Origin of the sequence: Nesterenkonia sp. F (assembly GCF_000220985.1) — a bacterium.
GTDB lineage: Bacteria > Actinomycetota > Actinomycetes > Actinomycetales > Micrococcaceae > Nesterenkonia.
Window position 1 is genome coordinate 1 of the sequence record NZ_AFRW01000064.1, and the last position, 22531, is coordinate 22531.

The following is a 22531-nucleotide window of genomic DNA, read 5'->3' on the forward strand; positions in this document are numbered from 1 at the left end:
CACTACGAGATTCCTCTCCGCCGACCCATGCCCGGGGCCGCGGTCGTCCGTTCCGTCCGCGCGGCGCCTGCGGCGATCTCCGCCGCGGCGCTCCCGCCCCGAGCCCGCGACGGCGGAGAGTCGAGAGCGGCGGACGCGTCCGCGACGATCCGCCGATCCCGCCGCCGACAGACCGTACGACAGACCGCACGTCAGACCCCGCGAAGGACAGCAGACGCCCCCATGGCCCGCCGACCGAGCTCCGCCTCCCGTTCCGCGAACTCCTCGGACCAGCCTCCGGTCACGCCCGAGGACAGCATCGTCGACATCGACGTCTCGTCGGAGATGGAGACCTCGTTCCTGGAGTACGCCTATTCGGTGATCTACTCCCGGGCGCTGCCCGACGCCCGCGACGGGATGAAGCCGGTGCAGCGTCGCATCCTGTACATGATGTCCCAGATGGGCCTGCGCCCGGAGAAGGGGCACGTGAAGTCCGCGCGCGTCGTCGGCGAGGTCATGGGCAAGCTGCACCCCCACGGCGATGCGGCCATCTACGACGCGCTGGTCCGCCTGGCGCAGTCGTTCTCGCTGCGGCTGCCGCTGGTCGACGGCCACGGCAACTTCGGCTCGCTCGACGACGGTCCCGCGGCGCCGCGCTACACCGAGGCCCGGATGACCGCCGCCGCCCTGTCGATGACCGCCGACCTCGACGAGGACGTCGTCGACTTCGAGCCCAACTACGACAACCAGCTCCAGCAGCCCACGGTGCTGCCGGCGGCCTTCCCGAACCTGCTGGTCAACGGCACCTCCGGCATCGCCGTCGGGATGGCCACCAACATGGCCCCGCACAACCTGGGCGAGGTCGTCGCCGGCGCGAAGCATCTGGTGCTCAACCCCGACGCCGGCCTCGACGAGCTGATGCGGTTCATCCCCGGCCCGGATCTGCCCTCCGGTGGGCGCATCGTCGGCCTCGACGGGATCCGCGACGCCTACGCCACCGGCCGCGGCTCCTTCAAGACCCGCGCATCGGTCTCCATCGAGCAGGTCTCGCCCCGGAAGACCGGCATCGTGGTCACCGAGCTGCCCTATATGGTCGGCCCGGAGAAGGTGATCGAGAAGATCAAGCAGGCGGTGCAGAGCAAGAAGCTCGCCGGCATCTCCGACGTGCTGGATCTGACCGACCGCACCCACGGGCTGCGGATGATCATCGAGCTGAAGGCCGGCTTCAACCCCCAGGCAGTCCTGGCCCAGCTCTACAAGCTCACCCCGATGGAGGACTCCTTCGGGATCAACAACGTCGCCCTGGTCGACGGTCAGCCGCGGACCATGGGACTGGCCGAGATGCTGCAGGTCTACGTCGACCACCGGCTCTCGGTCGTCCGTCGGCGCACCGCCCACCGGCTGGACCGACGGCAGCAGCGCCTCCACCTGGTCGAGGGCCTGCTGATCGCCATCGTCGACATCGACGACGTCATCGCCATCATCCGCAACGCCGAGGACACGGCGACGGCCCGCACCCGGCTGATGACCGTCTTCGACCTCACCGAGGCGCAGGCCGACCACATCCTGGAGCTGCGGCTGCGCCAGCTGACCCGCTACTCCACGCTGGAGCTGGAGCAGGAGAAGCAGCGGCTCGAGGAGGAGATCGCCGAGCTGAGCGCGATCCTGGACTCCGAGCAGCGGCTGCGCGAGGTCGTCGCCGCCGAGCTCGACGAGGTCGCCGAGCGCCACGCCGACGATCGTCGCACCCGGCTGCTGGAGTCCGAGGCGCTGGAGGCCCCGGCGCCGAAGCCCTCGGCCTCGCCCGACGAGGCGGCCGGCTCGCTGCAGATCGCCGACTCCCCCTGCTGGGCGCTGCTGTCGACCTCGGGACGGCTGGCCCGCACCGCCGACCGGTCGCCGCTGCTCCATCCCGCCCGCCGCGCTCGGCACGACGCGCTGGTCTCCATGGTGCCGACCTCCGCCCGCGGCGAGATCGGCGCGGTGACCTCGACCGGCCGGATGATCAGAGTCCCGGTGGTCGACATGCCCCAGGTGGAGGTCACCTCCGGCAAGGTGAATCTGAACCAGGGGGTCAAGGTCGCCGACTTCCTGGGCCTGGGCAAGAAGGAGCAGCTCGTCGGCTTCGTGCCGCTGGACGCGGTCTTCGCCCTGGGCACCGCCCAGGGGCGGGTGAAGCGGGTCAACCCGGACTACCCGCTCAATCGCGACGAGTGGGAGGCGGTCTCGCTGAAGGACGGAGACGCCGTCGTCGGCGCCCAGACCGCGGTCGCCGACGACGACCAGCTGATCTTCCTCACCGCCGGCGCCCAGCTGCTGCACTACGACGCCTCGCTGGTCCGGCCGCAGGGACGCTCGGCCGCCGGCATGGCCGGGATCAAGCTCGCCGAGGGCGACCGCGTCATCAGCTTCTCGGTGGTGCCCGGCGCGGCGCTGGACGACCGCGAGGGCGGTCCGGACGAGGAGCTGGCCGGCTGGACGCCGGTGGTGGTCACCGTCGCCGCCGGCGACGAGCCGCTGGAGGGCTTCGAGTCCGGCTCGGTGAAGGTCACCGAGCTCAGCGAGTTCCCGGCCAAGGGCCGCGGCACCGCCGGCGTGCGCGCGCACCGGCTGCTGCGCGGCGAGGACCGCCTCGCACTGGGCTGGGCCGGCATGGGGCCGGCCCTCGGTGCGGCGAAGAACGGGTCCGCCCGCGCGCTGCCGGCCGAGATGGCCCGCCGCGACGCCTCCGGCGTCCCGCTGGAGACCGCCGTCGATGCCGTGGCCTCCAGTCCCGAGGCCCTCGCCCGGGCGGCGACCCTGCGGACGGCCGCACGGGCCGGCGGGGACGACGCCGGCGACGGCGCGGCCGCGGACGACTCCCCGCAGTGACGGTTCGCAGTGACGGTCCGCAGTGACACCCCGTCTCCGCCCCGGGCGGCGGGGCGGAGCGTCCAGCATGTGACACATTCCTACTACTCCATGTAGAAAAGCCGCCGGTGCCGGAGTATCGTGGGGCACGACCACCTGACATCTGGAGGACATCACGCATGGCCACTCTCGGAGACCTCGAGCGCTCCGTCATGACCCTGCTCTGGGACGGCGGCGAGTCGCTCAGCGCCAACGAGGTCCGCGACCGACTCGACGAGGATCTGGCCGTCACCACGGTGCTGACGGTCCTCTCCCGGCTGGAGAAGAAGTCCATGGTGGCCCGGGAGCGCTCGACCCGTCCGCACCGCTACTCGGCCACCGCCAGCCGCGAGGAGCACACCGTCGAGATGCTCAACGAGGTGCTCGGCACCGCCTCGGACCGTGAGGCCGTGCTGGCACGCTTCATCGGCGGCATCTCCGATGCGGAGGCCGCCGCGCTGCGGCGCATGCTGGACTCCGAGTGAGGTGCGTCCCGGCGTCCGCGGCGACCGCCGTCGGCCGGCCATGAGTCTCGGCGTCGCGTCATAGACTGTCCTCGTGATCCCGCTGGCCGTCTTCCTCGCCGCCCTGGCCCTGGTGCTCGCCGTCGTGCTGCCCCCGCTGATCAGCCGGGCACGCTTCCGCACGCGCTCACCCTGGGCGGCCATGCTGCTCTGGCAGGCGGTGGCCCTGGCCGGCGGCCTCTCGCTGATCGGCGCCCCGCTGGTCTACGGGCTCAGCCCCTTCGGCGCGACGCTGCACACCGCCCTGGCGACGATGCTCGAGCTGCTCGTCGCCGGAGATTTCGCCGCCCTGGTGGGCCTGCATGTGCATCCCGCCCATGTCTTCGCCCTCTGCCTGGCCGTGCTGCTCGGCCTGCATCTGCTGCTGACGCTGCTGCGCACCTATGTGCGCGTGCTCGCCTCTCGGCGCCGCCATCGTGATCTGGTCCGGCTGCTCTCGACGCCGGCCGACCGGACCGACGCGGCCGGTCCCCATGCCGAGCTCGGCGAGGACGTCGCCCACGTCATCGAGCATGAGGCGCCGCTGGCGTACTGCCTGCCCGGGCGCACCGGGGGACGGTCGCTGACCGTGGTCTCCCGCGGACTGCTCGACCAGCTCTCCCCGGAGGAGCTCTCCGCCGTCGTGGCGCATGAACGCACGCATCTGCAGCAGCGCCACCACCTGCTGACGATGGCCTTCGACGCCTGGTACCGCGCGCTGCCCTGGCTGCCGACCACCCGCCACGGGCGCGAGGCGGTGCTGGAGCTCACCGAGATGCTCGCCGACGACGGCGCGCTCCGCGGACACAGCCGCACCGCGCTGCTGCGGTCGCTGGCGCTGAGCTCGTCGGAGGCCGGCGAGGACGACGCCGGCACCGGGGCCGCCCATCGCGCCCAGGGGGCCACCTCGGGCGCCGGGGGCACGGTGATCACCACCGCTCGGCTGCAGCGGCTGCTCGTCCCGCCTCCGGCGCTGCCGCGGTCGGCCGTCGTCGCCGTGGTGCTCGCCTCCGCGACGCTGCTGGCAGGGCCCACGGCGGTGCTGCTGGTCGTCTGAGCCGGCTCGTCCACCGGGCGGACACGTCAGCGGTCGACGAGCGACTCCTCCACGGCGGCGTCCTCCAGGTCCTCGTCGGAGGGCCTGCCGCGGCGCAGCCGCTCCAGCCGCCGGGCCTGCTTCATCCGCTCCTGCGGCGACGCGGCGACGGCGGCGTGGCGGTCATCCTCCTCGGCGGCCAGCGCCTCGGCGTCACGGGTGCGCGCATGCAGCCGGGCGGCATAGCCCCAGCCGACGAACCCCAGTGCGCCGAAGGCATACCACTGCATCGTGTAGGACAGGTGCGGCCCTTCGTCCATGCTGGGGCGTGACAGCTGCTCGGGCGCCTGCGCCGGGGCCGGGTGCTCCTCGGCCATGCGCCCGTAGGCGCCGGGCATGAGCTCGACGCCGATCTGCTCGGCGTAGGCCGAGAGGTCGATGGAGGCGAGCTGCCCCTCGGGAGCCCCGCGATCGATGGCCGGCTCGCCGGGCTTGAGCCGGACGGTCAGCTCGACCGTCCCCTCGGGCGGGGCGGGATTGGTCGCCGGCCGCGACCCGTCCTCGCTGGCGGTGGGAAGCCAGCCGCGGCTGACGATGACGACGTCGTCGGCGTCCTCGACGGCGAAGGGCACCAGCTGCTCATAGCCGACCGAGCCGCCGTCGGACCGGTTGCGGACCAGCCGCATGTCCTGCGGACGGTAGCTGCCGGTCATCTCCACCACGGTCCATTCGTCGTCGGCGGCCGGGTCCACGAAGGACCCGCGCACCGAGGCGTACGGCACCGGGGCGGCGTCGTAGTTGGACACCACTCGGTCGATCTCCTCGAGCGCCTGCTCGCGGCGGTCCATCTGCCACTGGGCGAGGAAGGAGCAGGCGACGGCGAAGAGCAGGCAGAGCGCCAGCCAGCCCAGCCAGCGCGGCGTGAGCAGGAAGCGATACCGGCGGTTCACCCGGGCCCCACATCCTCGGACATGTCGGCGGTGCGGCGCCAGAAGAGCCGCTGCCGGAGGAAGTCCTCCAGCCAGCTGCGGTGCTCGTCGCAGGCCAGCCAGATCTTGCGGCGCTGCTCGTCGTGGATCTTCGGATTGTTCCAGAGGATCTGCCAGGCCGCCTCGGCCCGGCATCCCTTCCGCGAACACTGCGGGCTCTCAGGACCCTGCGGTCCGTCCCCGCCCAGGGAACTGAGCAGATCCATCCTCACGCCCCTCTCCGGTCTCGTCTGCGGTCTCGTCTCCGGTCTCGTCGTCGGCGACGATCTCGCCGGGGATGATCGTTCCGCCCTCGGCCGGTGCCTCCTCCGCTCCGGCGGCGGTCTCGTCGGGCTCGTCGCCGGCGTCCCTCTCGGTCGGGACCTCCTGCGCGGCCCCGGCGGCGACCTGACGGCGGCCCGGCTCCAGTCCGGCGACCGGCTCGACGTCGCCGGCGGTGCGATGGTGCTGATAGCGATCGGTGCCCGCATTGGCGACCGTCACCGCGATATAGGGCAGCACGGCGGCCGCGGCGAGGAAGACCCAGCTCATCCAGTTCTGCACCACCACCGCGGCCAGGAAGCACACCAGCCGGATGCCCATGGAGATCGCGTAGCGCACCATGCGGCCGTGCTGTTCCTCACTGTGCCGCAGCGGGGCATCGGTGAGGGAATGGACGGGCTCGGTCACCTGCCCATTCTAGTGCCCGTCGGCGCGGACCCGAGAACAGGGCGACCTCCGCCGTCCACCGGCGATGTGACGCGACGATGACGGGGGCGCTGGCATAGGCTGGAGGCTGATCATGCCCCACCCGGGCGAGGACGTCGTCGAGCTCCGGCGACGCCGACGCTCGCCCGGACACCGCGACGACGGGAGACCCATGAGTCCACGCTCTGTTCTGATCACCGGCGGCAACCGCGGCATCGGCCGCGCCATCGCCGAGGAGTTCCTCGCGAACGGCGACAAGGTCGCGGTGACCACGCGCAGCGGCGAGGCGCCGGAGGGCGCGCTCGGCGTCGCCGCCGACGTCACCGACTCCGCCTCCATCGACGCGGCCTTCACGGAGGTCGAGGCGGCTCACGGACCCGTCGAGGTGCTGGTGGCCAACGCCGGGATCACCCGCGACACCCTGCTGCTGCGCATGGGCGAGGACGACTTCACCGATGTGGTCGACACCAATCTCGGCGGCGCCTTCCGCGTGCTCAAGCGCGCGTCCAAGGGCATGCTGAAGCTCAAGCGCGGCCGCGTGGTGCTGATCTCCTCGGTGGTGGGCCTCTACGGCTCCCCCGGTCAGATCAACTACGCGGCCTCGAAGTCCGGACTGGTCGGCATGGCCCGCTCACTGACCCGCGAGCTCGGCGGCCGCGGCATCACCGCCAACGTCGTCGCCCCCGGATTCGTGCGCTCGGACATGACCGACGCGCTGGACGAGGAGACGCAGGCGAAGTACCTCGAGTCCATCCCGGCCGGCCGGTTCGCCGAGACCGAGGAGGTCGCCCGCGTGGTCCGCTGGCTGTCCTCCGAGGAGGCCGCCTACATCTCCGGCGCCGTGGTGCCGGTCGACGGCGGCCTCGGCATGGGCCACTGATCGCGCCCGCTCCCCCGCATCTCCCCGTTCGCACCATCCGAAGGACGCATCCATGACTGAGCAGACCTCCGAGACGACCCAGGACCTCGCCGGCACCGGTGCGGTGATCACCGGATCCTCCCGCGGCATCGGCGCGGCCACCGCGCAGCTGATCGCCGCCCGCGGCGCCGGCGTCGTCATCAACTACCGGCAGAAGGCCCCGCGGGCGAACAAGGTCGTCGGCGAGATCCAGAAGGCCAGCGGCCGGGCCGTGGCCGTCGGTGCCGACATCACTGAGGCCGACGGCGCCCAGGCCCTGGTCGATGCCGCCCGCCAGCACTTCGGCTCGCTGAACCTGCTGATCCTCAACGCCTCCGGCGGCATGGAGTCCGACCGCGGCGAGGACTACGCGCTGAAGCTCAACCGCGACGCTCAGGTGCTCATGGCCCGCACCGCGATGGAGGTCATGCCGGCCGGCTCGCAGATCATCTTCGTCACCAGCCACCAGGCGCACTTCATCAACCAGACCGCCACGCTGGACGCCTATGAGCCGGTGGCCCGCTCCAAGCGCGCCGGCGAGGACGCGATCCGCGAGCTCATCCCGGAGCTGGATGAGAAGGGCATCACGCTCACCGTGGTCTCCGCAGACATGATCGAGGGCACCATCACCGCCACGCTGCTCGAGCGCTCCGAGCCCGGCGCGATCGAGACCCGCCGTGAAGAGGCCGGCAAGCTCTATTCGGTGGAGGAGTTCGCCGTCGAGATCGCCGCGCAGGTCAACCGCGAGGGCCTGGAGCAGGGCCACACCGAGCTGGTCGGCGGCGCCGAGGACTTCCTGCGTCAGAACGGCTGACACCCTGCGCGACCCCCTGCAGAGCGTCCCCCGCCCCGGATCCGGCAGCAGCCGGACCATGGGCGGGGGACGTTCTCGTCTGCGCCGGGCTACTCAGGCCAGCGTGACCAGGTCCTCGTACTCCTCGGTGTAGAGGTCCTCGATGCCGTCGGGCAGCAGCACCACACGCTCCGGCGCCAGGGCCTCCACGGCACCTTCATCGTGGGAGACCAGCACGACCGCACCCTCGTAGTTGTGCAGCGCGTTGAGGATCTCCTCGCGGGAGGCGGGGTCCAGGTTGTTCGTCGGCTCGTCGAGCAGCAGCACGTTCGCCCCGGAGGCGACCAGCGTGGCCAGCGCGAGCCGGGTCTTCTCGCCGCCGGAGAGGACGTCGGCGGGTTTCTCGACGTCGTCTCCGCTGAACAGGAACGAGCCCAGGATGGTGCGCTGCTGGGTGTCGGTGAGCTCCGGGGCGGCGGTCTTCATGTTGGCCAGCACCGAGCGCTGGGGATCCAACGTGTCGTGCTCCTGGGCGAAGTAGCCCAGCTTGAGCCCGTGGCCGGCGCGGACCACGCCGGAGTCGGGCTCGCCGACGCCGGCGAGCATCCGCAGCAACGTGGTCTTGCCCGCGCCGTTGTAGCCCAGCACCACCACACGGGATCCACGGTCGATCGCCAGATCCACGCCGGTGAAGATCTCCAGCGAGCCGTAGGACTTCGACAGTCCCTCGGCGGTCAGCGGCGTCTTGCCGCAGGAGGCCGGCGTGGGGAAACGGATGTTGGCGATCTTCTCGGCCTGCCGCTCCCCCTCGAGTCCGGACATCATCCGGTCGGCGCGCTTGAGCATGTTCTGCGCGGCGACCGCCTTGGTGGCCTTTGCACGCATCTTGTCGGCCTGGGCGCGCAGCGCGGTGGCCTTCTTCTCCGCGTTGGCGTACTCACGACGACGGCGAGCCTCGTCCTGCTCGCGCTGGGCCAGGTAGTTCTTCCAGCCCATGTTGTAGACGTCGACGGTGGAACGGTTGGCGTCGAGGTAGAGCACCTTGTTCACCGTGCGCTCCATGAGCTCGACGTCGTGGGAGATCACGATGAACCCGCCGGGATACTGCTGCAGGAAGTCGCGCAGCCAGACGATCGAGTCCTGATCCAGGTGGTTGGTCGGCTCGTCGAGCAGCAGCGTGTCCGCCCCGGAGAACAGGATCCGCGCCAGCTCCACACGCCGGCGCTGTCCGCCGGAGAGCGTCTCCAGCGGCTGCAGCAGGATCCGCTCGGGCAGGTCGAGGTTGGCGCAGATCGTCGCCGCCTCGGCCTCGGCGGAGTAGCCGCCGGCAGCGGTGAACTCCGCCTCCAGCGTCGAGTAGCGGCGCATCGCCCGATCGCGGACGACGTCGTCCTCCGAGGTCATCTCCTCCTCCGTGCGGCGCATCGTCGCGATGACCTCGTCCAGGCCGCGGGCGGCGAGGATGCGGTCCCGGGCGAGCTGCTCCATGTTCTCCACTCGGGGGTCCTGGGGCAGGTAGCCGATGGAGCCGCGGCGCTCGATGTGCCCCTCGGCGGGCATGCCGTCGCCGGCCAGGATCTTGGTCATGGTGGTCTTGCCCGCGCCGTTGCGTCCGACCAGGCCGATCTTGTCGCCGGCGTCGATCCGGAACGACACGTCGTCCATGAGGAGCCGCGCGCCGACGCGCAGCTCGAGCTTCGATACGCTGATCACTGCTGAAGAGGACCTTTCCTGCACGGGTGGTGCCCGGTGGGCGGGGTGCTGAGATGATGGAGACCCGATGCGGCCGTGGGGCCGTCGAGGAGGCCATGCCCGTGGAGCACGCGGCACGACCCGGACAGTCTACCGGCGAGCCGGAGGCCCGCCAGTCGGCGGGGCGGCGGCGCCGGACGATCCACGTCGACGGCGCCGGGCTGGACGTCGAGGCGGCCGACGGTGCGCGACGACGCGTGCTGGCGCCGGTGCACGCGGAGCTGACCGAGGAGGTCATCGCCGTCGTCGGGGCCAACGGCTCCGGCAAGTCGACGCTGCTGCGGCTGATCGCCGGACTCGTCGAGCCCAGCCTCGGCGAGGTGCGCTTCTCGCCGACTCCCCCGCGGACCGGCTTCATCTTCGCCGACCCGACCGCTCAGCTGATCATGCCGATCGTCGGCGAGGACATCGCCTTCTCGCTGCGCGGAAGGATCCGGAACCGCAGCGCGCGCGGCGCCGAGTCTCGGCGCATCCTGGCCTCGCTGGGGCTGGAGGACCGGGAGCAGGCCAGTGTGCACGATCTCTCCTCCGGCGAGCGGCAGAAGGTCGCCCTGGCCGGAGTGCTGGCCGCCGAGCCTGAGCTCGTCGTCGCCGACGAGCCGACGACGCTGCTGGATCTGCGCGCGTCCGCGGAGTTCCGCGACCGGCTGCTCTCGCTGGGGGTGCCGCTGGTGCTGGCCACCCATGATCTCGATTTCGCCGCCGCCGCGGACCGTGTGCTGGTCTTCGACGGCGGACGGCTGGTCGACGACGACGAGCCTGCGGCCGCGATTCCTCGCTACCGCAGGCTCGCCCTCGGCGACCGCGCCGACTGAGACGCCCGCAGGCGTCGACCGGCCGACGCGGCCGGACTCCGGAGAGGACCGGGAGGATCAGATGTTGAAGCCCAGGGCCCGCATCTGCTCGCGGCCGTCCTCGGTGATCTTCTCCGGACCCCACGGCGGCATCCAGACCCAGTTGAGCCGCCACTCGTCGACCATGGTGCCGATCTGCTGGCCGACCTGCTCCTCGAGCACGTCCGTCAGCGGGCAGGCCGCGGTGGTCAGGGTCATATCGATGACCAGGGCGCCGTCCTCGGAGTAGTTCAGTCCATAGAGCAGCCCCAGGTCGACGACGTTGATCCCGAGCTCGGGGTCGATGACGTCCTTCAGGGCCTCCTCGATGTCTTCGAGAGGCGTCCGGTCGGTGGTTGCGGTCTCGCTCATCGTGCGGCCTCCTTCCTGATCGCGCACAACGTTCATCACGGTGGTCCTATGCCCGTCCGGTCAGGATCGGGCCTGCACGAGGGCGTCGCGCAGCGCCATCCAGCCCAGCAGCGCGCACTTGATGCGGGCAGGATACTTCGCGACGCCGACGAATGCCGAGGCGTCGTCGAGTCGCTCGAGCTTCTCGTCCCCCAACGGCTGTCCGCGGCCGTGCATCAGCTCGCGGAACAGCGCGTCGAGCTCCTCGACCTCCTCGACGGGGCGGCCGTCGACCAGGTCGTGCAGGACCGACAACGAAGCCTGGGAGATGGAGCATCCCTGCCCCTCCCAGCCCAGCGAGGCGATGCGCACGCCCTCGGCGTCGGAGCTCAGCCGCACCTTCAGCGTGACCTCGTCGCCGCAGGTCGGATTGACCTGGAACGACTCGCCGTCGCAGGGCTCCAGGTCCCCCGCACCGTGCCGCTGGCGCGAATGGTCGAGGATGACCTGCTGATAGAGCTGTTCGAGGGATTCAGCCATGCTCGCCTCCTGCGACGCCGAAGAAGCTGTTCACCCGATGCAGTCCCTCGATGAACGCGTCGACCTCGGCCTCGGTGGTGTGGATGCCGGCCGAGGCCCGGGCCGAGGCGTGCACGCCGAGCCGCCGGTGGACCGGCTGGGCGCAGTGATGCCCCACGCGCACCGCCAGTCCGGAGTCGTCGAGCACCTGGCCGACGTCGTGCGGGTGGACGCCGTCGACGGCGAAGGCCACCACGGCCAGCCGCTCCTGAGGCTCGGTCGGACCGAGCACCCGCACGCCCGGCACCCCGGCGACGCCGTCGAGCAGGCGACGGGTCAGCCGCTCCTCATGGGCGGCCAGCCGGTCCATCCCCACCTGCGAGAGGTAGTCGACGGCCGCGTGCAGCCCCACGGTCTGGGCGACCATCTGGGTGCCGGCCTCGAAGCGCTGCGGCGGGGCGGCGAAGGTCGTCGACTCCATGGTCACCGTCTCGACCATCGAGCCGCCGGTGAGGAACGGAGGCATGGCCTCCAGCAGCTCCCGGCGCCCGTAGAGCGCGCCGACGCCGGTGGGACCGAGCATCTTGTGCCCGGAGAAGGCCGCGAAGTCGACCTCGAGGCTGTGCAGATCCAGCGGCAGATGCGCCGCCGACTGGCAGGCGTCGAGCACCACGTGGGCCCCGACGGCGCGGGCGGCGGCGACGACGTCGGCCACCGGACTGATCGCCCCGGTGACGTTCGAGGCATGGGTCAGCGCGACCACTCGCGTCCGTTCGCCGATCACGTCGAATGTCTCGGGGTCCAGCCGCCCGTCGTCGCTCACCCCGATCCAGCGCAGCCGCGCCCCGGTGCGTGCGCAGAGCTCCTGCCAGGGCACCAGGTTCGCGTGGTGCTCGGCCTCGGTGACGACGATCTCGTCACCCGCGGAGAGCGCGAACTCGGCCGCCGCCGCTCCCCCGCGGCCCAACGTGGCGTTGAGGTAGGCGTGGGTCACCAGGTTCAGCGCCTCGGTGGCGTTCTTGGTCCAGACCAGCTCGTCGACGTCGACGCCGACGAAACCGGCCACCGCCGCCCGAGCCTGTTCATAGGCCTCGGTGGCCTCCTCGGCCAGCTGGTGCGCGCCGCGGTGGACGGCGGCGTTGTGCCGGCTGCTGAACGCCCGCTCGGCGTCGAGGACCGCCTGCGGCTTCTGCGAAGTCGCCGCAGCGTCCAGATAGACCAGCGGCTTCTCGTCGCGGACCGTGCGGCCCAGCAGCGGGAAGTCGGCGCGCAGCGCCGCCAGCTCCGCCGCGTCCAGCGGACGGGCGGAGCCGGCAGTCGCCGCAGCCTGCTCGGCGGAGGTCATCGCAGCGTCCTTCAGGCTGAGACCGCGGCCAGGAAGCGGTCGTAGCCGTTGGCCTCGAGCTCGTCGGCCAGCTCCGGGCCGCCCTGCTCGGCGACCTGGCCGTCGACGAACACGTGGACGGTGTGCGGCTTGATGTAGTTCAGGATGCGCGTGTAGTGGGTGATGAGCATGGTTCCCATCTCGTTGGTCTCCTGGGCGCGGTTCACGCCCTCGGAGACCACACGCAGCGCATCGATGTCGAGGCCGGAGTCGGTCTCGTCGAGGACGGCGAAGCGCGGCTTGAACAGCTCGAGCTGCAGGATCTCCACGCGCTTCTTCTCTCCGCCGGAGAAGCCCTCGTTGACGTTGCGGTTGGCGAAGTCAGCGTCGATCTTCAGCTGCTCCATCGCCTCGCGGACCTCCTTGCTCCAGGTCCGCAGCTTCGGGGCCTCGCCGTCGATGGCGGTCTTGGCGGTGCGCAGGAAGTTGGTCATGGTCACGCCGGGGACCTCGACCGGGTACTGCATCGCCAGGAACACGCCGGCGCGGGCGCGCTCGTCCACCGACATCGCCAGCACGTCCTCACCGTCCAGGGTGATGGAGCCGGAGGTGACCTCGTAGCGCGGGTGGCCGGCGATCGTCGAGGCCAGCGTGGACTTGCCCGAGCCGTTGGGGCCCATGATGGCGTGGATCTCGCCGGAGTTGATGGTCAGGGAGACGCCCTTGAGGATCTCCTTGGAGCCCTGCTCGGTCTCGATGGAGACGTGCAGGTCCTTGATCTCGAGAGTAGACATGGTGTGTGCGGGTCCTTCTGTGGGTCGAAGCGTGTATGCAGTCGTCGGCGGGCGCCGCCGGATCAGAAGCCGGCGATCTCCAGCTCGTTCTCCAGGTCCTCGGCCAGCGACTCCTCGATGGAGTCCACGCCGATCGTCTGGATGATCTCGTGGAGGAAGCCGCGGACCACCAGCTGCCGGGCCTCCCGCTCGGGGATGCCGCGGGCCATGAGGTAGAACAGGTGGTTCTCGTCGAAGCGGCCGGTCGACGAGGCATGGCCGGCGCCCTCGATGACTCCGGTCTCGATCTCCAGATTCGGCACCGAGTCGGCGCGCGCGCCGTCGGTGAGGATGAGGTTCTGGTTCTTCTCGTAGGAGTCGGTGCCCTCGGCCTCGGCGCGGATGAGCACGTCGCCCACCCAGACGGTCCGGGCCGACTCGCCCTGCAGCGCACCCTTGTAGAGCACGTTGGAGGTGTTGCGCGGGCTGTTGTGGTCCACGAAGGTCCGGTGCTCGATGTGCTGGCCGGAGTCGGCGAAGTACAGCCCGTACATCTCAGCCTCGGCGCCCTCGGCCGCGTAGCGGAAGTTGGTGTTCAGCCGGATCACCGCGCCGCCGAGCGAGACGGCGACGTGCTTGTAGCTGGCGTCCTTGCCGACCTCCGCGTCGTGCTGGCCGACGTGGACGGCGTCGTCCTCCCAGCGCTGCAGCGAGATGACGCGGACGTCCGCGCCCTCGCCGACGATGGTCTCGACGTTGCCGTTGAACTGCGCCGTGCCGCGGTGCTCGAGGACGAAGACGGCCTTCGAGTTCACCCCGGTCTCGAGGACGATGTGGCTGTTCTCGCGGCGGGCGGCGTCCTGGCCGGTGATCTGCACCCGGACGGGCTCGTCGATCTCGGCGTCGGCCGGGACGCTGACGTGCAGCGCCTCGCCGGCGTTCTTGACCGCGACGACGGCGGCCCGGTCGGCCGGCTGCAGCACCGAGTGCCGCGGCGCCGCGCCCTCGGCGAGCGAGGAGACCGTCACCGCGTCGGGCGCGGAGACCTGCTGCTCGACCGCGTCGGCGTCGGAGGCGGCGTCGGAGAGCACTCCGGCGAGCTTCTTGATCGGGGTGAAGCGCCACTCCTCCTCGCGACCCTTCGGCTCCGGGAAGTCGGCGAGGTCGAAGCCGGTGTGCCGGTTCGCCCGGGAGCCGACGCCGGAGGTCAGCGGCTTCTTCTCGGACTCGCCCACGCCTCCGTGGGAGTGGTCGGAGGCGGAGTTCGTCTCGGCGGCGAGGTTCTCGCCCTCCTCGGTCATGCCCGGGATGGAGATGCGGCGTTCGCCGACCTCCACGCCGGCGACCTCCTCGGCCGTGGCGTCCTGGTCGTCGGTCGCCGTGCCCGGAGATGCGGGGGTGTTCGTCATCTGTTCTCTCGTCCCTCGGTCGTCGGTGAGATGTCGTCAGGGGATCTGGTCAGGGGCGTCGTGCCGGGCGCTCGGCGCGGCCGGCCTCGTGGCGAGACGGCCTCGCGCGCCTGGGCGTCACGACGCGCCGCCCGCCTCCGCCGGGCGGAGGCGGGCGGCAGGAGGCGTCGGGATCAGCCGACCGAGCCCTCCATCTGCAGCTCGATCAGCCGGTTGAGCTCCAGGGCGTACTCCATGGGCAGCTCGCGGGCGATCGGCTCGATGAAGCCGCGGACGATCATGGCCATGGCCTCGTCCTCGGCCATCCCGCGCGACATCAGGTAGAAGAGCTGGTCCTCGGAGACCTTCGAGACGGTGGCCTCGTGGCCGAGGGTCACATCGTCCTCGCGGATGTCGATGTAGGGGTAGGTGTCGGTCTTGGAGATGGTGTCCACCAGCAGCGCGTCGCAGACGACCGAGTTGGCCGAGTGCGCGGCGCCCTCGTTGACCTGCACCAGACCGCGGTAGGAGGCGCGGCCGCCGTTGCGGGCCACCGACTTGGAGACGATGGAGCTGGCGGTGTGCGGGGCCATGTGGACCATCTTCGACCCGGTGTCCTGGTGCTGGTCCTGGCCGGCGAAGGCCACCGAGAGCGTCTCGCCCCGGGCGTGCTCGCCGGTCAGGTAGACCGCCGGGTACTTCATGGTGACCTTGGAGCCGATGTTGCCGTCGATCCACTCCATCGTGCCGCCCTCGTCGACGACGGCGCGCTTGGTGACCAGGTTGTACACGTTGTTCGACCAGTTCTGGATGGTCGTGTAGCGCATGCGGGCGTTCTTCTTCACCACGATCTCCACGACCGCCGAGTGCAGCGAGTCCGTGTCGTAGATCGGGGCGGTGCAGCCCTCGATGTAGTGGACGTAGGAGTCCTCGTCGGCGATGATCAGCGTCCGCTCGAACTGGCCCATGTTCTCGGTGTTGATGCGGAAGTAGGCCTGCAGCGGGATCTCGACGTGGACGCCCTTCGGCACGTAGACGAAGGAGCCGCCGGACCACACCGCGGTGTTCAGCGCGGCGAACTTGTTGTCGCCGACCGGGATCACCGAACCGAAGTACTCCTCGAAGAACTCCGGGTGCTCCTTCAGGGCGGTGTCGGTGTCCATGAAGATGACGCCCTGAGCCTCCAGGTCCTCGCGGATCTGGTGGTAGACGACCTCGGACTCGTACTGCGCCGCGACGCCGGAGACGAGGCTCTCGCGCTCGGCCTCCGGGATGCCCAGCTTCTCGTAGGTCTCCCGGATGTCCTCGGGGAGGTCCTCCCAGGACTGCGCCTGCTTCTCGGTCGAACGGACGAAGTACTTGATGTTGTCGAAGTCGATCTCGGAGAGGTCCGCACCCCACACCGGAACCGGCTTGCGCTCGAAGTACTTCAGGCCCTTGCGGCGCAGCTTCAGCATCCAGTCGGGCTCGTCCTTCTTGGAGGAGATGTCCTCGACGACCTCGACGTCCAGACCGCGCTTGGCGTTCTCGCCGGCCGCGTCGCTGTCCGACCAGCCGTATTCATAGGTGCCGAGTCCCTCGAGCTCCGGGTTCTGCTCGAGGACCTCGGAGATGACCCCCGGGTCTTCGGTGCGCTGGATCTGCTCGGTCATGACAACCTCTCTTGTTGACGGGGGGAGATGACGATTCGTCTGCGTCCGCCGCCGGAGAGCCGTCCGCTCCCCGACCCGGCGGTGGTCGATGGGGCCGGTCCCTCGTCGGGCCCGGAATGCTGTCGTCCGGCGGCGAGCTTCTCGCGCCCGACCGGAACGTGGGTGGTGCACACGTGCGCTCCGGCGGCCTGGGTCGACAGCCGTCGCACGTCGACGTCCAGCAGGCGGGAGATCATCTCGGTCTCCTCCTCGCAGAACACCGGATGCTCCTCGGCTATTTCCCGGATCGGGCAGTGGCCCTGGCACAACTGGGTGGACTGCATGGCCAGCAGCGGGCTGTCCCGGCCGACTTTGCGGGTGAATCCGGCGAAGCCGGCCTCGTTGAGCAGCTGGGAGAGCCGTTCGGTACGCTCGTCGAGGTCGTCGACGTCGGCCAGCTCCTCGCGCCAGCGCTCCTCGAAGGCGCCGAAGTAGCCGGCGGCCAGCCGGCGCGCGGCGGCGTCGTCGACCTTCTCGGCGCCCGGCTCCGAGGCCTCGGCGGCCGCGGCCTCCTGCCCCGACGCGGGCTCGAGCAGCTTCAGCGCCGCGCGGGCCAGCGACAGGTAGTCGTCGCCGAGGACCTCCTGGCCGCGCTGGGAGATGACATAGCGCCGCGACGGGCGTCCCGCACCCTTCTGCCGGGAGGTGACGTTCTTGATCTCGACGATGCCCTGCTCGGTCATCGCATCGAGGTGGCGCCGCACCGCCGCGGCGGTCAGGTCCAGCCGGCGCCCGAGGGCGGCGGCGCTGATCGGCCCCTCCTCGACGACGAGCTGCAGCACCCGCTCGCGCGTGCCGCCGTCGCCGTCCCGGCCCACGTCGGACGCGCCCGACGCCGGGTCTGCGGAGTTCCGGCTCGAATACATGACTCTATTATGACCTATTCAGATCTGAGTGGCTACCCAGGGGACCCTCACCCGGAGGAGACGTGCGTCGCAGTCCGCGCCGTCGTCGCAGATCACCGGAACAGCCTTCGGTGCCCGCAGCGGTGCCCGCAGCATCACTCCGCCGGCACGTAGTCCTCCAATCTGGCGACCTCCAGCTCGGCTTCGTCGGCGGCGTCTCGGACGGCCTCCAGGTCCTCGGCAAGTCCGGGCGTGAAGTGCGCGAGCACGATGTCGCCGGGACGCAGACCGTCGCCGAGGGCATAGGACAGTCCGCCGTCCTCGGCCACGACGCTCCAGTGGATCAGGTGCTCGATCCCGCAGCTCTCCGCCGCTCGGAGCGTGGACTCGTCGGAGGCTCCATACGGGGTGCGGGCCAACGGTCCCACCTGCCCGGTGGCGCCGTAGGTCTCGTCCAGGACCTCGGCCATCCCGCAGATCTCATCGGTCTGCGCGTCGGTGCCGAGCGTGGTGAGATCCGGATGCGTCCTGGTATGGGAGTGCACGTGGTCGCCGAGCGCGAGATACTGGGCGAAATAGTCTCCGTGCCGGCGCACCGGGTCTTCGTTGAGGAACAGCGAGACGGGCATGTCCTGCTCACGCACCAGATCGAGGGCCTGCGGATCGGGATGCGTCCCGTCGTCGAGGGTCACGAAGACCACCGGATCATCTGTGGACACCCGGTGGAGCACCGTAGGCTCCTCTGCGCTGTCCGAGTCTGATGGCACTCCAGGGACCCGCAGGCCGGTGCGCAGCTCGTCGACGGCCTGCCCCGCATCATCCTCGCGCAGCTCCCCCGACCCCGCGGGAGACAAAGCGCAGCCGCCGAGGCCGACGGCGCCCAGCGCGAGCACCGCGACGGCGACTCGCGCGCTGCGCCGGCGGGCCTGGTCGTCGTGTAGTTGGAAGGTCTCAGGAGTGTCATCGGTGTCCATGCCTCCCAGGCTTCCGAGGGCGTTCTGCAGTCCGATCGTCGCCGTGTCACAGACCTGTCGCGATGTGCGGCCCGGCCGATGAGACTTTCGCGGCTCCTGCCCCGGAGGGCCCGGGCCGCCTCAGGTCACGCCGACGCCGGACAGTCGTGCAGGCGGCCGTCCTCAGCCTCAGGTTCCGTGTCGGTGAAGATCAGCCGGGCCCGCACATCGGTGGAAGCTCCTGCCTGGGCGTGGGCGACCAGGGCGGTGCATGCGATCTGATCGATCCCGCGTGCGGAGACCCGCGTGGAGGGCAGCGGCAGCCTCAGCGTGACCATATCCTCGGAGATGGTCACCTGCACACGCGTCTGAGCCGTCTCCGGAATCCCTGTGGTCAGCCCCGATGATCCCGGCCCCGGTCCGGTCAGCAGCAGCGAGACCGCCTCGGCGATCGTGCCCAGTCTGCCGGTGTCGCGCTCGGCGGCCACCAGCTCGCCGTCGGAGTCCAGAAAATACAGCACGGTGCCCTCGGCGAGCCCCGTCGGAGCTCGCGGGCCGGTCTCGACGCCGGAGGGCTCGAGGCTGCATCCGGTCAGCACGCTCAGGCCGAGGAACCCGGCCGCCGCGGCCGCGGCGACGCGTCGCATCCAGCTCATCACGACTCCTCTCCGGACGGCTCCCCCGTCGATGCACCGTCACCCGCGCGCACGACGCCGCGGCCGTCCCGCGGCAGACGCAGGGTGAACCGCGCGCCGCGCGCTCCGTCGTCGACATTCTCCGCGGTCAGCTGACCGCCGTGCAGGTGCGCGTTCTCCTGCGCGATGGCCAGCCCGAGTCCGCTGCCGACGGTCCGGGAGCGAGCACCGTCGGCCTTGTAGAACCGCGAGAAGATGTGCGGCAGCACGCTCTCCGGGATTCCCGGGCCGCCGTCGAGCACCTCGACGGAGACCTCCCCGGGCGCCGACACGACGGTCACCTGCACCGGAGCGCCTCCGTGGCGGAGTGCATTGCCCACGAGATTCGCCAGCACCATGTCGAGCCGGCCCCGGTCGGCCATCACGACCATCTCGTCCGAGGCTTCCGGAGAGCCCGGGCCGACCACGTGCACCTGGCCCGCCCACGACCGGGTGCGCAGGCAGTCCGCGACGGCGGCCACGACGTCGGTCTCCTCCCAGCGCATCGTCGCCGTGCTGGCGTCGAAGCGCGCGATCTCCATGATGTCCTCGACCAGCTGCACCAGACGTCGTGTCTCCTCGATCGCCAGTTCTGCGGACTCTCGCACCTCGTCGTCCTCCGCAGAGTGCCCAGAGGCGCCCTCCGCCGACGACGGACGCTCGTCCAGAGCGGCGTGGAGGACCTCGACGGCGGCGGTGAGCGTGGTCAGCGGCGTGCGCAGCTCATGGGAGACGTCGGCGGCGAAGCGGCGGGCGTCCTGCTGCATGCGGGCCATCGACTCCATCGACTCCTGCAGCGCCGCGGCCATCTCGTCGACCGTGCGGGTCAGCTGGGCGAGCTCGTCGACACCGCGCGGCTCGGTGCGGGCGGCGAGATCGCCGTCGGCGAGGCGTCGGGCGGTGGTGCGCAGCTTCGCCACCGGCTTCAGCACGCTGCCGGAGGCCAGCAGCGCGACGACGACGGCGAGCGGAAGCACGAGCGCCGCCGTGCCCGCCGCCGCGGCCACCAGCTGGTCCAGCTGCTCGTCGATGGCCGAGAGGTCGCGGGCGGCATAGACCTCGACGTCGGTGGCGCGGCGCTCACCGCCGGGGGTGGTATGCGTGACCGGCGTGCCCAGCAGCAGCCAGGGAGCGCCGTCGATCTCCACGCGCCTGGTGACCATCCGAGGGTCGTCCTTCGCGGCCCGGCTCTGCACGGATTCCCGGAAGGACTCCGGCACCGTGCCGGGCCGCGCGGCCAGCACGCCCGCCGCGACGACGAGGTCGTCGTGGACCACCATCGCGTCCTCGCCGGCGGCGTTGAGCAGCAGCTGCAGCGACTGCTCCGACGGCGGCATCGTCACCGACGGAGCCGCCGCGGTGATCTGCTCGACGAGCCCCTCGGCATGCTGCTGCTGGGTCGTTTTCCACCAGGGTCCGGCCGGCCTGATGGGCCCCGGCCGCTGCGGCCGCCGCAGCGCCCAGCAGGGCCACGACGACGCAGGCCAGAACCAGCCTCCCCCGCAGCCCGAGCATCACGTGCACCCCGCGCCGGATCCGTGTCCTCGTCCTGTCGCCCACGCGGGTCACACCGGCCCGAACCGGTAGCCGAATCCGCGGACCGTCTGGACGAAGACCGGTCGCGCCGGGTCCTGCTCGATCTTCGCGCGCAGCCTCATCACTCCGTTGTCGACCAGCCGGGAATCGCCGAGATATCCGTGCTCCCAGACGTCCTCCAGCAGCTGCTGACGGCTGAACACCCGGCCCGGCGAGCGCGAGAGGGTGAGCAGCAGCCGCAGCTCCGTCGGCGTCAGCGCCACCTCTGCGCCGTCGAGGGTCACCGACAGAGTCTCCGTGTCGATGCGCAGCCCGCGGTGGGACCGCACGCCGTCGGGGTCGCTGACAGCACGCCGCAGCACCGCACGGATCCGGGCGTCGAGCACGGTGGGCTGGACGGGCTTGATGATGTAGTCGTCGGCGCCGGCCTCGAGGCCGGCCACGACGTCGAAGTCGTCTCCGCGGGCGGTGAGCATGATGATCGGCACCTGCGAACCGGCGCGGATGCGACGACAGACCTCGAAGCCGTCGATCCCCGGCAGCATCAGGTCCAGGACGACCAGGTCGATCTCCTCGGCGGCCAGGGTCTCCAGTCCGGATTCGCCGTCCTCGGCGGCATGCACGGCGTGGCCGTGTCGGCGCAGCGCCAGCTGCAGGCCGCGACGGACCAGGGCGTCGTCCTCGATGAGCAGCACGGAAGTCACATCCGGGAGTATAGGAGCGCCTCCGGCTTCGCAATGGGCATCCGCCCGGCCTTCGAGCAGACTGCGACATGATCGCGACATCGTCGTGATCCTGCCGCGACGCGCGCCGTTGAGAGTCGGAGCATGACCGACGTGCGTCCTTCACCTCCTTCCTCGGTCTCCGCCCGGCCGCTCCGGCCGCTCCGGCCGCTCCGGCCCGGACGCTCGAGACGACGCCCGGCGCCGGCCGGCCATCTGCCCGCACTCGACGGCCTGCGCGGACTCGCCGTCGCCGAGCTGCTGCGGAGACCGACCATGCGACATTCATCGACGCCTCCGAGGTCTGGGGCGAGGAGTACAGCCGCGAACAGGACGGCTCGATCGACCGCAGCGACGACGGCATCCATACCTGTCCGCAGGGTGCGGCGCGCTTCACCAGCTGGCTCCTCGACGCACTCGCCGACCGCCACGAGGGCTTCGACCCGGCCCCGGCGGAAGACTGGGCGAACGACGGCTGGAGCGACGCCGAGACGTTCACCGGCTGCCGATGCGCTGGAGGCGTTCGGACGATCCTGGGATCGACTCCCGCGTTGCCGATGCCCGCGCCGACGACGAGAATCGGCGCGGGCATCGGTGGTCCGAGGCCGACGCCCGCAGCTGTCCGGAAGGAGCACGATGGACGCCACCACGATCCAGGACGCCGTCGACTGGCTGGTCCGCCGCTGGTCGCTCTCCGAGCTGCCGACGCCCTGGGCCGTGGGCGGAGTCGCGGCGGCGCTCGTCGTCGCCCTGGCCTGGCGCCCGGCCTGGCGGGTCCTCCGACACGCCGCCACGCTGGTCCACGAGATGGGGCATGTGGTGACCGCCTGGCTGACCGGCCGCCGCGTCCGCGGCATCCGCCTGCACTCCGATGCCTCCGGACTGACCTTCTCCGCCGGCCGCCCGCAGGGACTCGGCGTGCTGCTGACCGTGCTGGCCGGCTACCCCGCCCCGGCGCTGGTGGGCCTGGGCCTGGTGGCCGCGGCGGTGTCGGGATACGCCGGCGTCGGACTGACCGCGACGATGGTGCTGCTGATCCTCGCGCTGCTGCTGATCCGCAATGCCTTCGGCCTGCTGGTCACGCTCGGGGCGCTGGCCGCCGCCGGCGCCGTCTTCTGGCAGGCGGCCCCGATGCTGGTCACGCTGTTCACTCTGGCGGTCGGACTGCTGCTGACCTTCTCCGCGGCACGCTCCACCGTCGGCCTCTGGGCGGTGCGGGGCACCGGCAGCGACCCGGACCTCGCCGCGCACCACTCGGTGCTGCCCGCGCCGGTGTGGATCGTGCTCTTCCAGGCGATCGCGCTGGCGGCCGCCGGGCTCGCCGTCGCCCTCGCCGTCGGGGCGGCGCTCTGACGGGACCGTCGGGCCGCACGTCCCGCCCGCACTTCTACGTGAT

The 22531-nt window shown here is 71.0% G+C and carries 22 protein-coding genes; 7 read left to right on the forward strand and 15 right to left on the reverse strand.

Translation table 11 applies throughout. The features are described 5' to 3' along the window. The first annotated feature begins 222 nt into the window (after positions 1 to 222). The 3 genes from GU5_RS0105050 to GU5_RS0105060 all read left to right on the forward strand — a co-directional run bounded on the left by GU5_RS0105050 (position 223) and on the right by GU5_RS0105060 (position 4428). On the forward strand, positions 223 to 2850 hold the full coding sequence (locus GU5_RS0105050; RefSeq protein WP_010524491.1) for a DNA topoisomerase (ATP-hydrolyzing) subunit A: 2628 nt from the start codon (positions 223 to 225) through the stop codon (positions 2848 to 2850). A gap of 158 nt (positions 2851 to 3008) precedes the next feature. Then, the gene (locus GU5_RS0105055; protein WP_010524492.1) at positions 3009 to 3353 is read left to right on the forward strand and encodes a BlaI/MecI/CopY family transcriptional regulator; all 345 of its coding nucleotides are present in this window, start codon (positions 3009 to 3011) and stop codon (positions 3351 to 3353) included. A 73-nt stretch (positions 3354 to 3426) separates the two neighbouring features. Beyond that, complete coding sequence (locus tag GU5_RS0105060; protein WP_010524493.1) at positions 3427 to 4428, forward strand: M56 family metallopeptidase; 1002 nt, start codon at positions 3427 to 3429, stop codon at positions 4426 to 4428. A 26-nt stretch (positions 4429 to 4454) separates the two neighbouring features. On the opposite strand, the gene GU5_RS0105065 is transcribed toward GU5_RS0105060, so the two are convergent. From GU5_RS0105065 to GU5_RS16260, 3 genes are read right to left on the reverse strand one after another with little or no spacing between them, the layout of a single operon-like run. Further along, the gene (locus GU5_RS0105065; protein WP_010524494.1) at positions 4455 to 5357 is read right to left on the reverse strand and encodes an SURF1 family protein; all 903 of its coding nucleotides are present in this window, start codon (positions 5355 to 5357) and stop codon (positions 4455 to 4457) included. Then, the gene (locus GU5_RS0105070) at positions 5354 to 5602 is read right to left on the reverse strand and encodes a hypothetical protein (protein ID WP_010524495.1); all 249 of its coding nucleotides are present in this window, start codon (positions 5600 to 5602) and stop codon (positions 5354 to 5356) included. The genes GU5_RS0105065 and GU5_RS0105070 overlap by 4 nt, the downstream gene beginning before the upstream one ends. Next, on the reverse strand, positions 5556 to 6065 hold the full coding sequence (locus GU5_RS16260; protein WP_010524496.1) for a DUF3099 domain-containing protein: 510 nt from the start codon (positions 6063 to 6065) through the stop codon (positions 5556 to 5558). The genes GU5_RS0105070 and GU5_RS16260 overlap by 47 nt, the downstream gene beginning before the upstream one ends. A 190-nt stretch (positions 6066 to 6255) precedes the next feature. Here GU5_RS16260 and fabG point away from each other — a divergent pair, with 190 nt between their 5' ends. Further along, positions 6256 to 6963: a 3-oxoacyl-ACP reductase FabG gene (fabG, locus tag GU5_RS0105080; protein WP_029514022.1), complete on the forward strand. Its 708-nt coding sequence runs from the start codon at positions 6256 to 6258 to the stop codon at positions 6961 to 6963. Positions 6964 to 7015: 52 nt separating this feature from the next. Beyond that, on the forward strand, positions 7016 to 7795 hold the full coding sequence (locus GU5_RS0105085) for an SDR family oxidoreductase (RefSeq protein WP_010524498.1): 780 nt from the start codon (positions 7016 to 7018) through the stop codon (positions 7793 to 7795). 93 nt (positions 7796 to 7888) lie between these two features. On the opposite strand, the gene GU5_RS0105090 is transcribed toward GU5_RS0105085, so the two are convergent. After that, a complete protein-coding gene (locus tag GU5_RS0105090) occupies positions 7889 to 9487 on the reverse strand; it encodes an ABC-F family ATP-binding cassette domain-containing protein (RefSeq protein WP_010524499.1) in 1599 nt (532 codons plus the stop codon). A gap of 95 nt (positions 9488 to 9582) precedes the next feature. On the opposite strand from GU5_RS0105090, the gene GU5_RS0105095 reads away from it, so the two are divergent. Next, on the forward strand, positions 9583 to 10341 hold the full coding sequence (locus GU5_RS0105095) for an energy-coupling factor ABC transporter ATP-binding protein (protein ID WP_010524500.1): 759 nt from the start codon (positions 9583 to 9585) through the stop codon (positions 10339 to 10341). Positions 10342 to 10398: 57 nt separating this feature from the next. Here GU5_RS0105095 and GU5_RS0105100 read toward each other — a convergent pair whose 3' ends face one another. The 11 genes from GU5_RS0105100 to GU5_RS0105150 all read right to left on the reverse strand — a co-directional run bounded on the left by GU5_RS0105100 (position 10399) and on the right by GU5_RS0105150 (position 21108). Next, positions 10399 to 10731: a metal-sulfur cluster assembly factor gene (locus GU5_RS0105100; RefSeq protein ID WP_010524501.1), complete on the reverse strand. Its 333-nt coding sequence runs from the start codon at positions 10729 to 10731 to the stop codon at positions 10399 to 10401. A 60-nt stretch (positions 10732 to 10791) separates the two neighbouring features. After that, positions 10792 to 11250 carry a Fe-S cluster assembly sulfur transfer protein SufU gene (sufU, locus tag GU5_RS0105105; RefSeq protein WP_010524502.1) on the reverse strand — a complete coding sequence of 153 codons (459 nt, stop codon included), beginning with the start codon at positions 11248 to 11250 and terminating at the stop codon, positions 10792 to 10794. Beyond that, entirely contained in the window at positions 11243 to 12574 is a 1332-nt protein-coding gene (locus GU5_RS0105110) for a SufS family cysteine desulfurase (RefSeq protein WP_010524503.1), read from the reverse strand. The genes sufU and GU5_RS0105110 overlap by 8 nt, the downstream gene beginning before the upstream one ends. Positions 12575 to 12585: 11 nt before the next feature. Continuing rightward, positions 12586 to 13347, reverse strand: a complete 762-nt coding sequence (sufC, locus tag GU5_RS0105115; protein WP_010524504.1) for a Fe-S cluster assembly ATPase SufC — start codon at positions 13345 to 13347, stop codon at positions 12586 to 12588. Positions 13348 to 13409: 62 nt separating this feature from the next. Further along, positions 13410 to 14735: a Fe-S cluster assembly protein SufD gene (sufD, locus tag GU5_RS0105120; protein ID WP_010524505.1), complete on the reverse strand. Its 1326-nt coding sequence runs from the start codon at positions 14733 to 14735 to the stop codon at positions 13410 to 13412. Positions 14736 to 14908: 173 nt separating this feature from the next. Next, positions 14909 to 16366 carry a Fe-S cluster assembly protein SufB gene (gene sufB, locus GU5_RS0105125; protein ID WP_010524506.1) on the reverse strand — a complete coding sequence of 486 codons (1458 nt, stop codon included), beginning with the start codon at positions 16364 to 16366 and terminating at the stop codon, positions 14909 to 14911. After that, on the reverse strand, positions 16363 to 17271 hold the full coding sequence (locus tag GU5_RS0105130; RefSeq protein WP_010524507.1) for a metalloregulator ArsR/SmtB family transcription factor: 909 nt from the start codon (positions 17269 to 17271) through the stop codon (positions 16363 to 16365). The genes sufB and GU5_RS0105130 overlap by 4 nt, the downstream gene beginning before the upstream one ends. 134 nt (positions 17272 to 17405) lie before the next feature. After that, positions 17406 to 18224, reverse strand: a complete 819-nt coding sequence (locus GU5_RS0105135) for a polysaccharide deacetylase family protein (RefSeq protein WP_139084322.1) — start codon at positions 18222 to 18224, stop codon at positions 17406 to 17408. Between the two features lie 125 nt (positions 18225 to 18349). Beyond that, positions 18350 to 18859, reverse strand: a complete 510-nt coding sequence (locus GU5_RS0105140) for a GerMN domain-containing protein (RefSeq protein ID WP_010524509.1) — start codon at positions 18857 to 18859, stop codon at positions 18350 to 18352. After that, on the reverse strand, positions 18859 to 20214 hold the full coding sequence (locus tag GU5_RS15835; protein ID WP_237704671.1) for a HAMP domain-containing sensor histidine kinase: 1356 nt from the start codon (positions 20212 to 20214) through the stop codon (positions 18859 to 18861). The genes GU5_RS0105140 and GU5_RS15835 overlap by 1 nt, the downstream gene beginning before the upstream one ends. Before the next feature lie 228 nt (positions 20215 to 20442). Further along, positions 20443 to 21108, reverse strand: a complete 666-nt coding sequence (locus tag GU5_RS0105150; RefSeq protein WP_010524511.1) for a response regulator — start codon at positions 21106 to 21108, stop codon at positions 20443 to 20445. A gap of 663 nt (positions 21109 to 21771) precedes the next feature. Here GU5_RS0105150 and GU5_RS14155 point away from each other — a divergent pair. Next, on the forward strand, positions 21772 to 22488 hold the full coding sequence (locus GU5_RS14155; protein WP_010524512.1) for a M50 family metallopeptidase: 717 nt from the start codon (positions 21772 to 21774) through the stop codon (positions 22486 to 22488). Positions 22489 to 22531 lie beyond the last annotated feature (43 nt).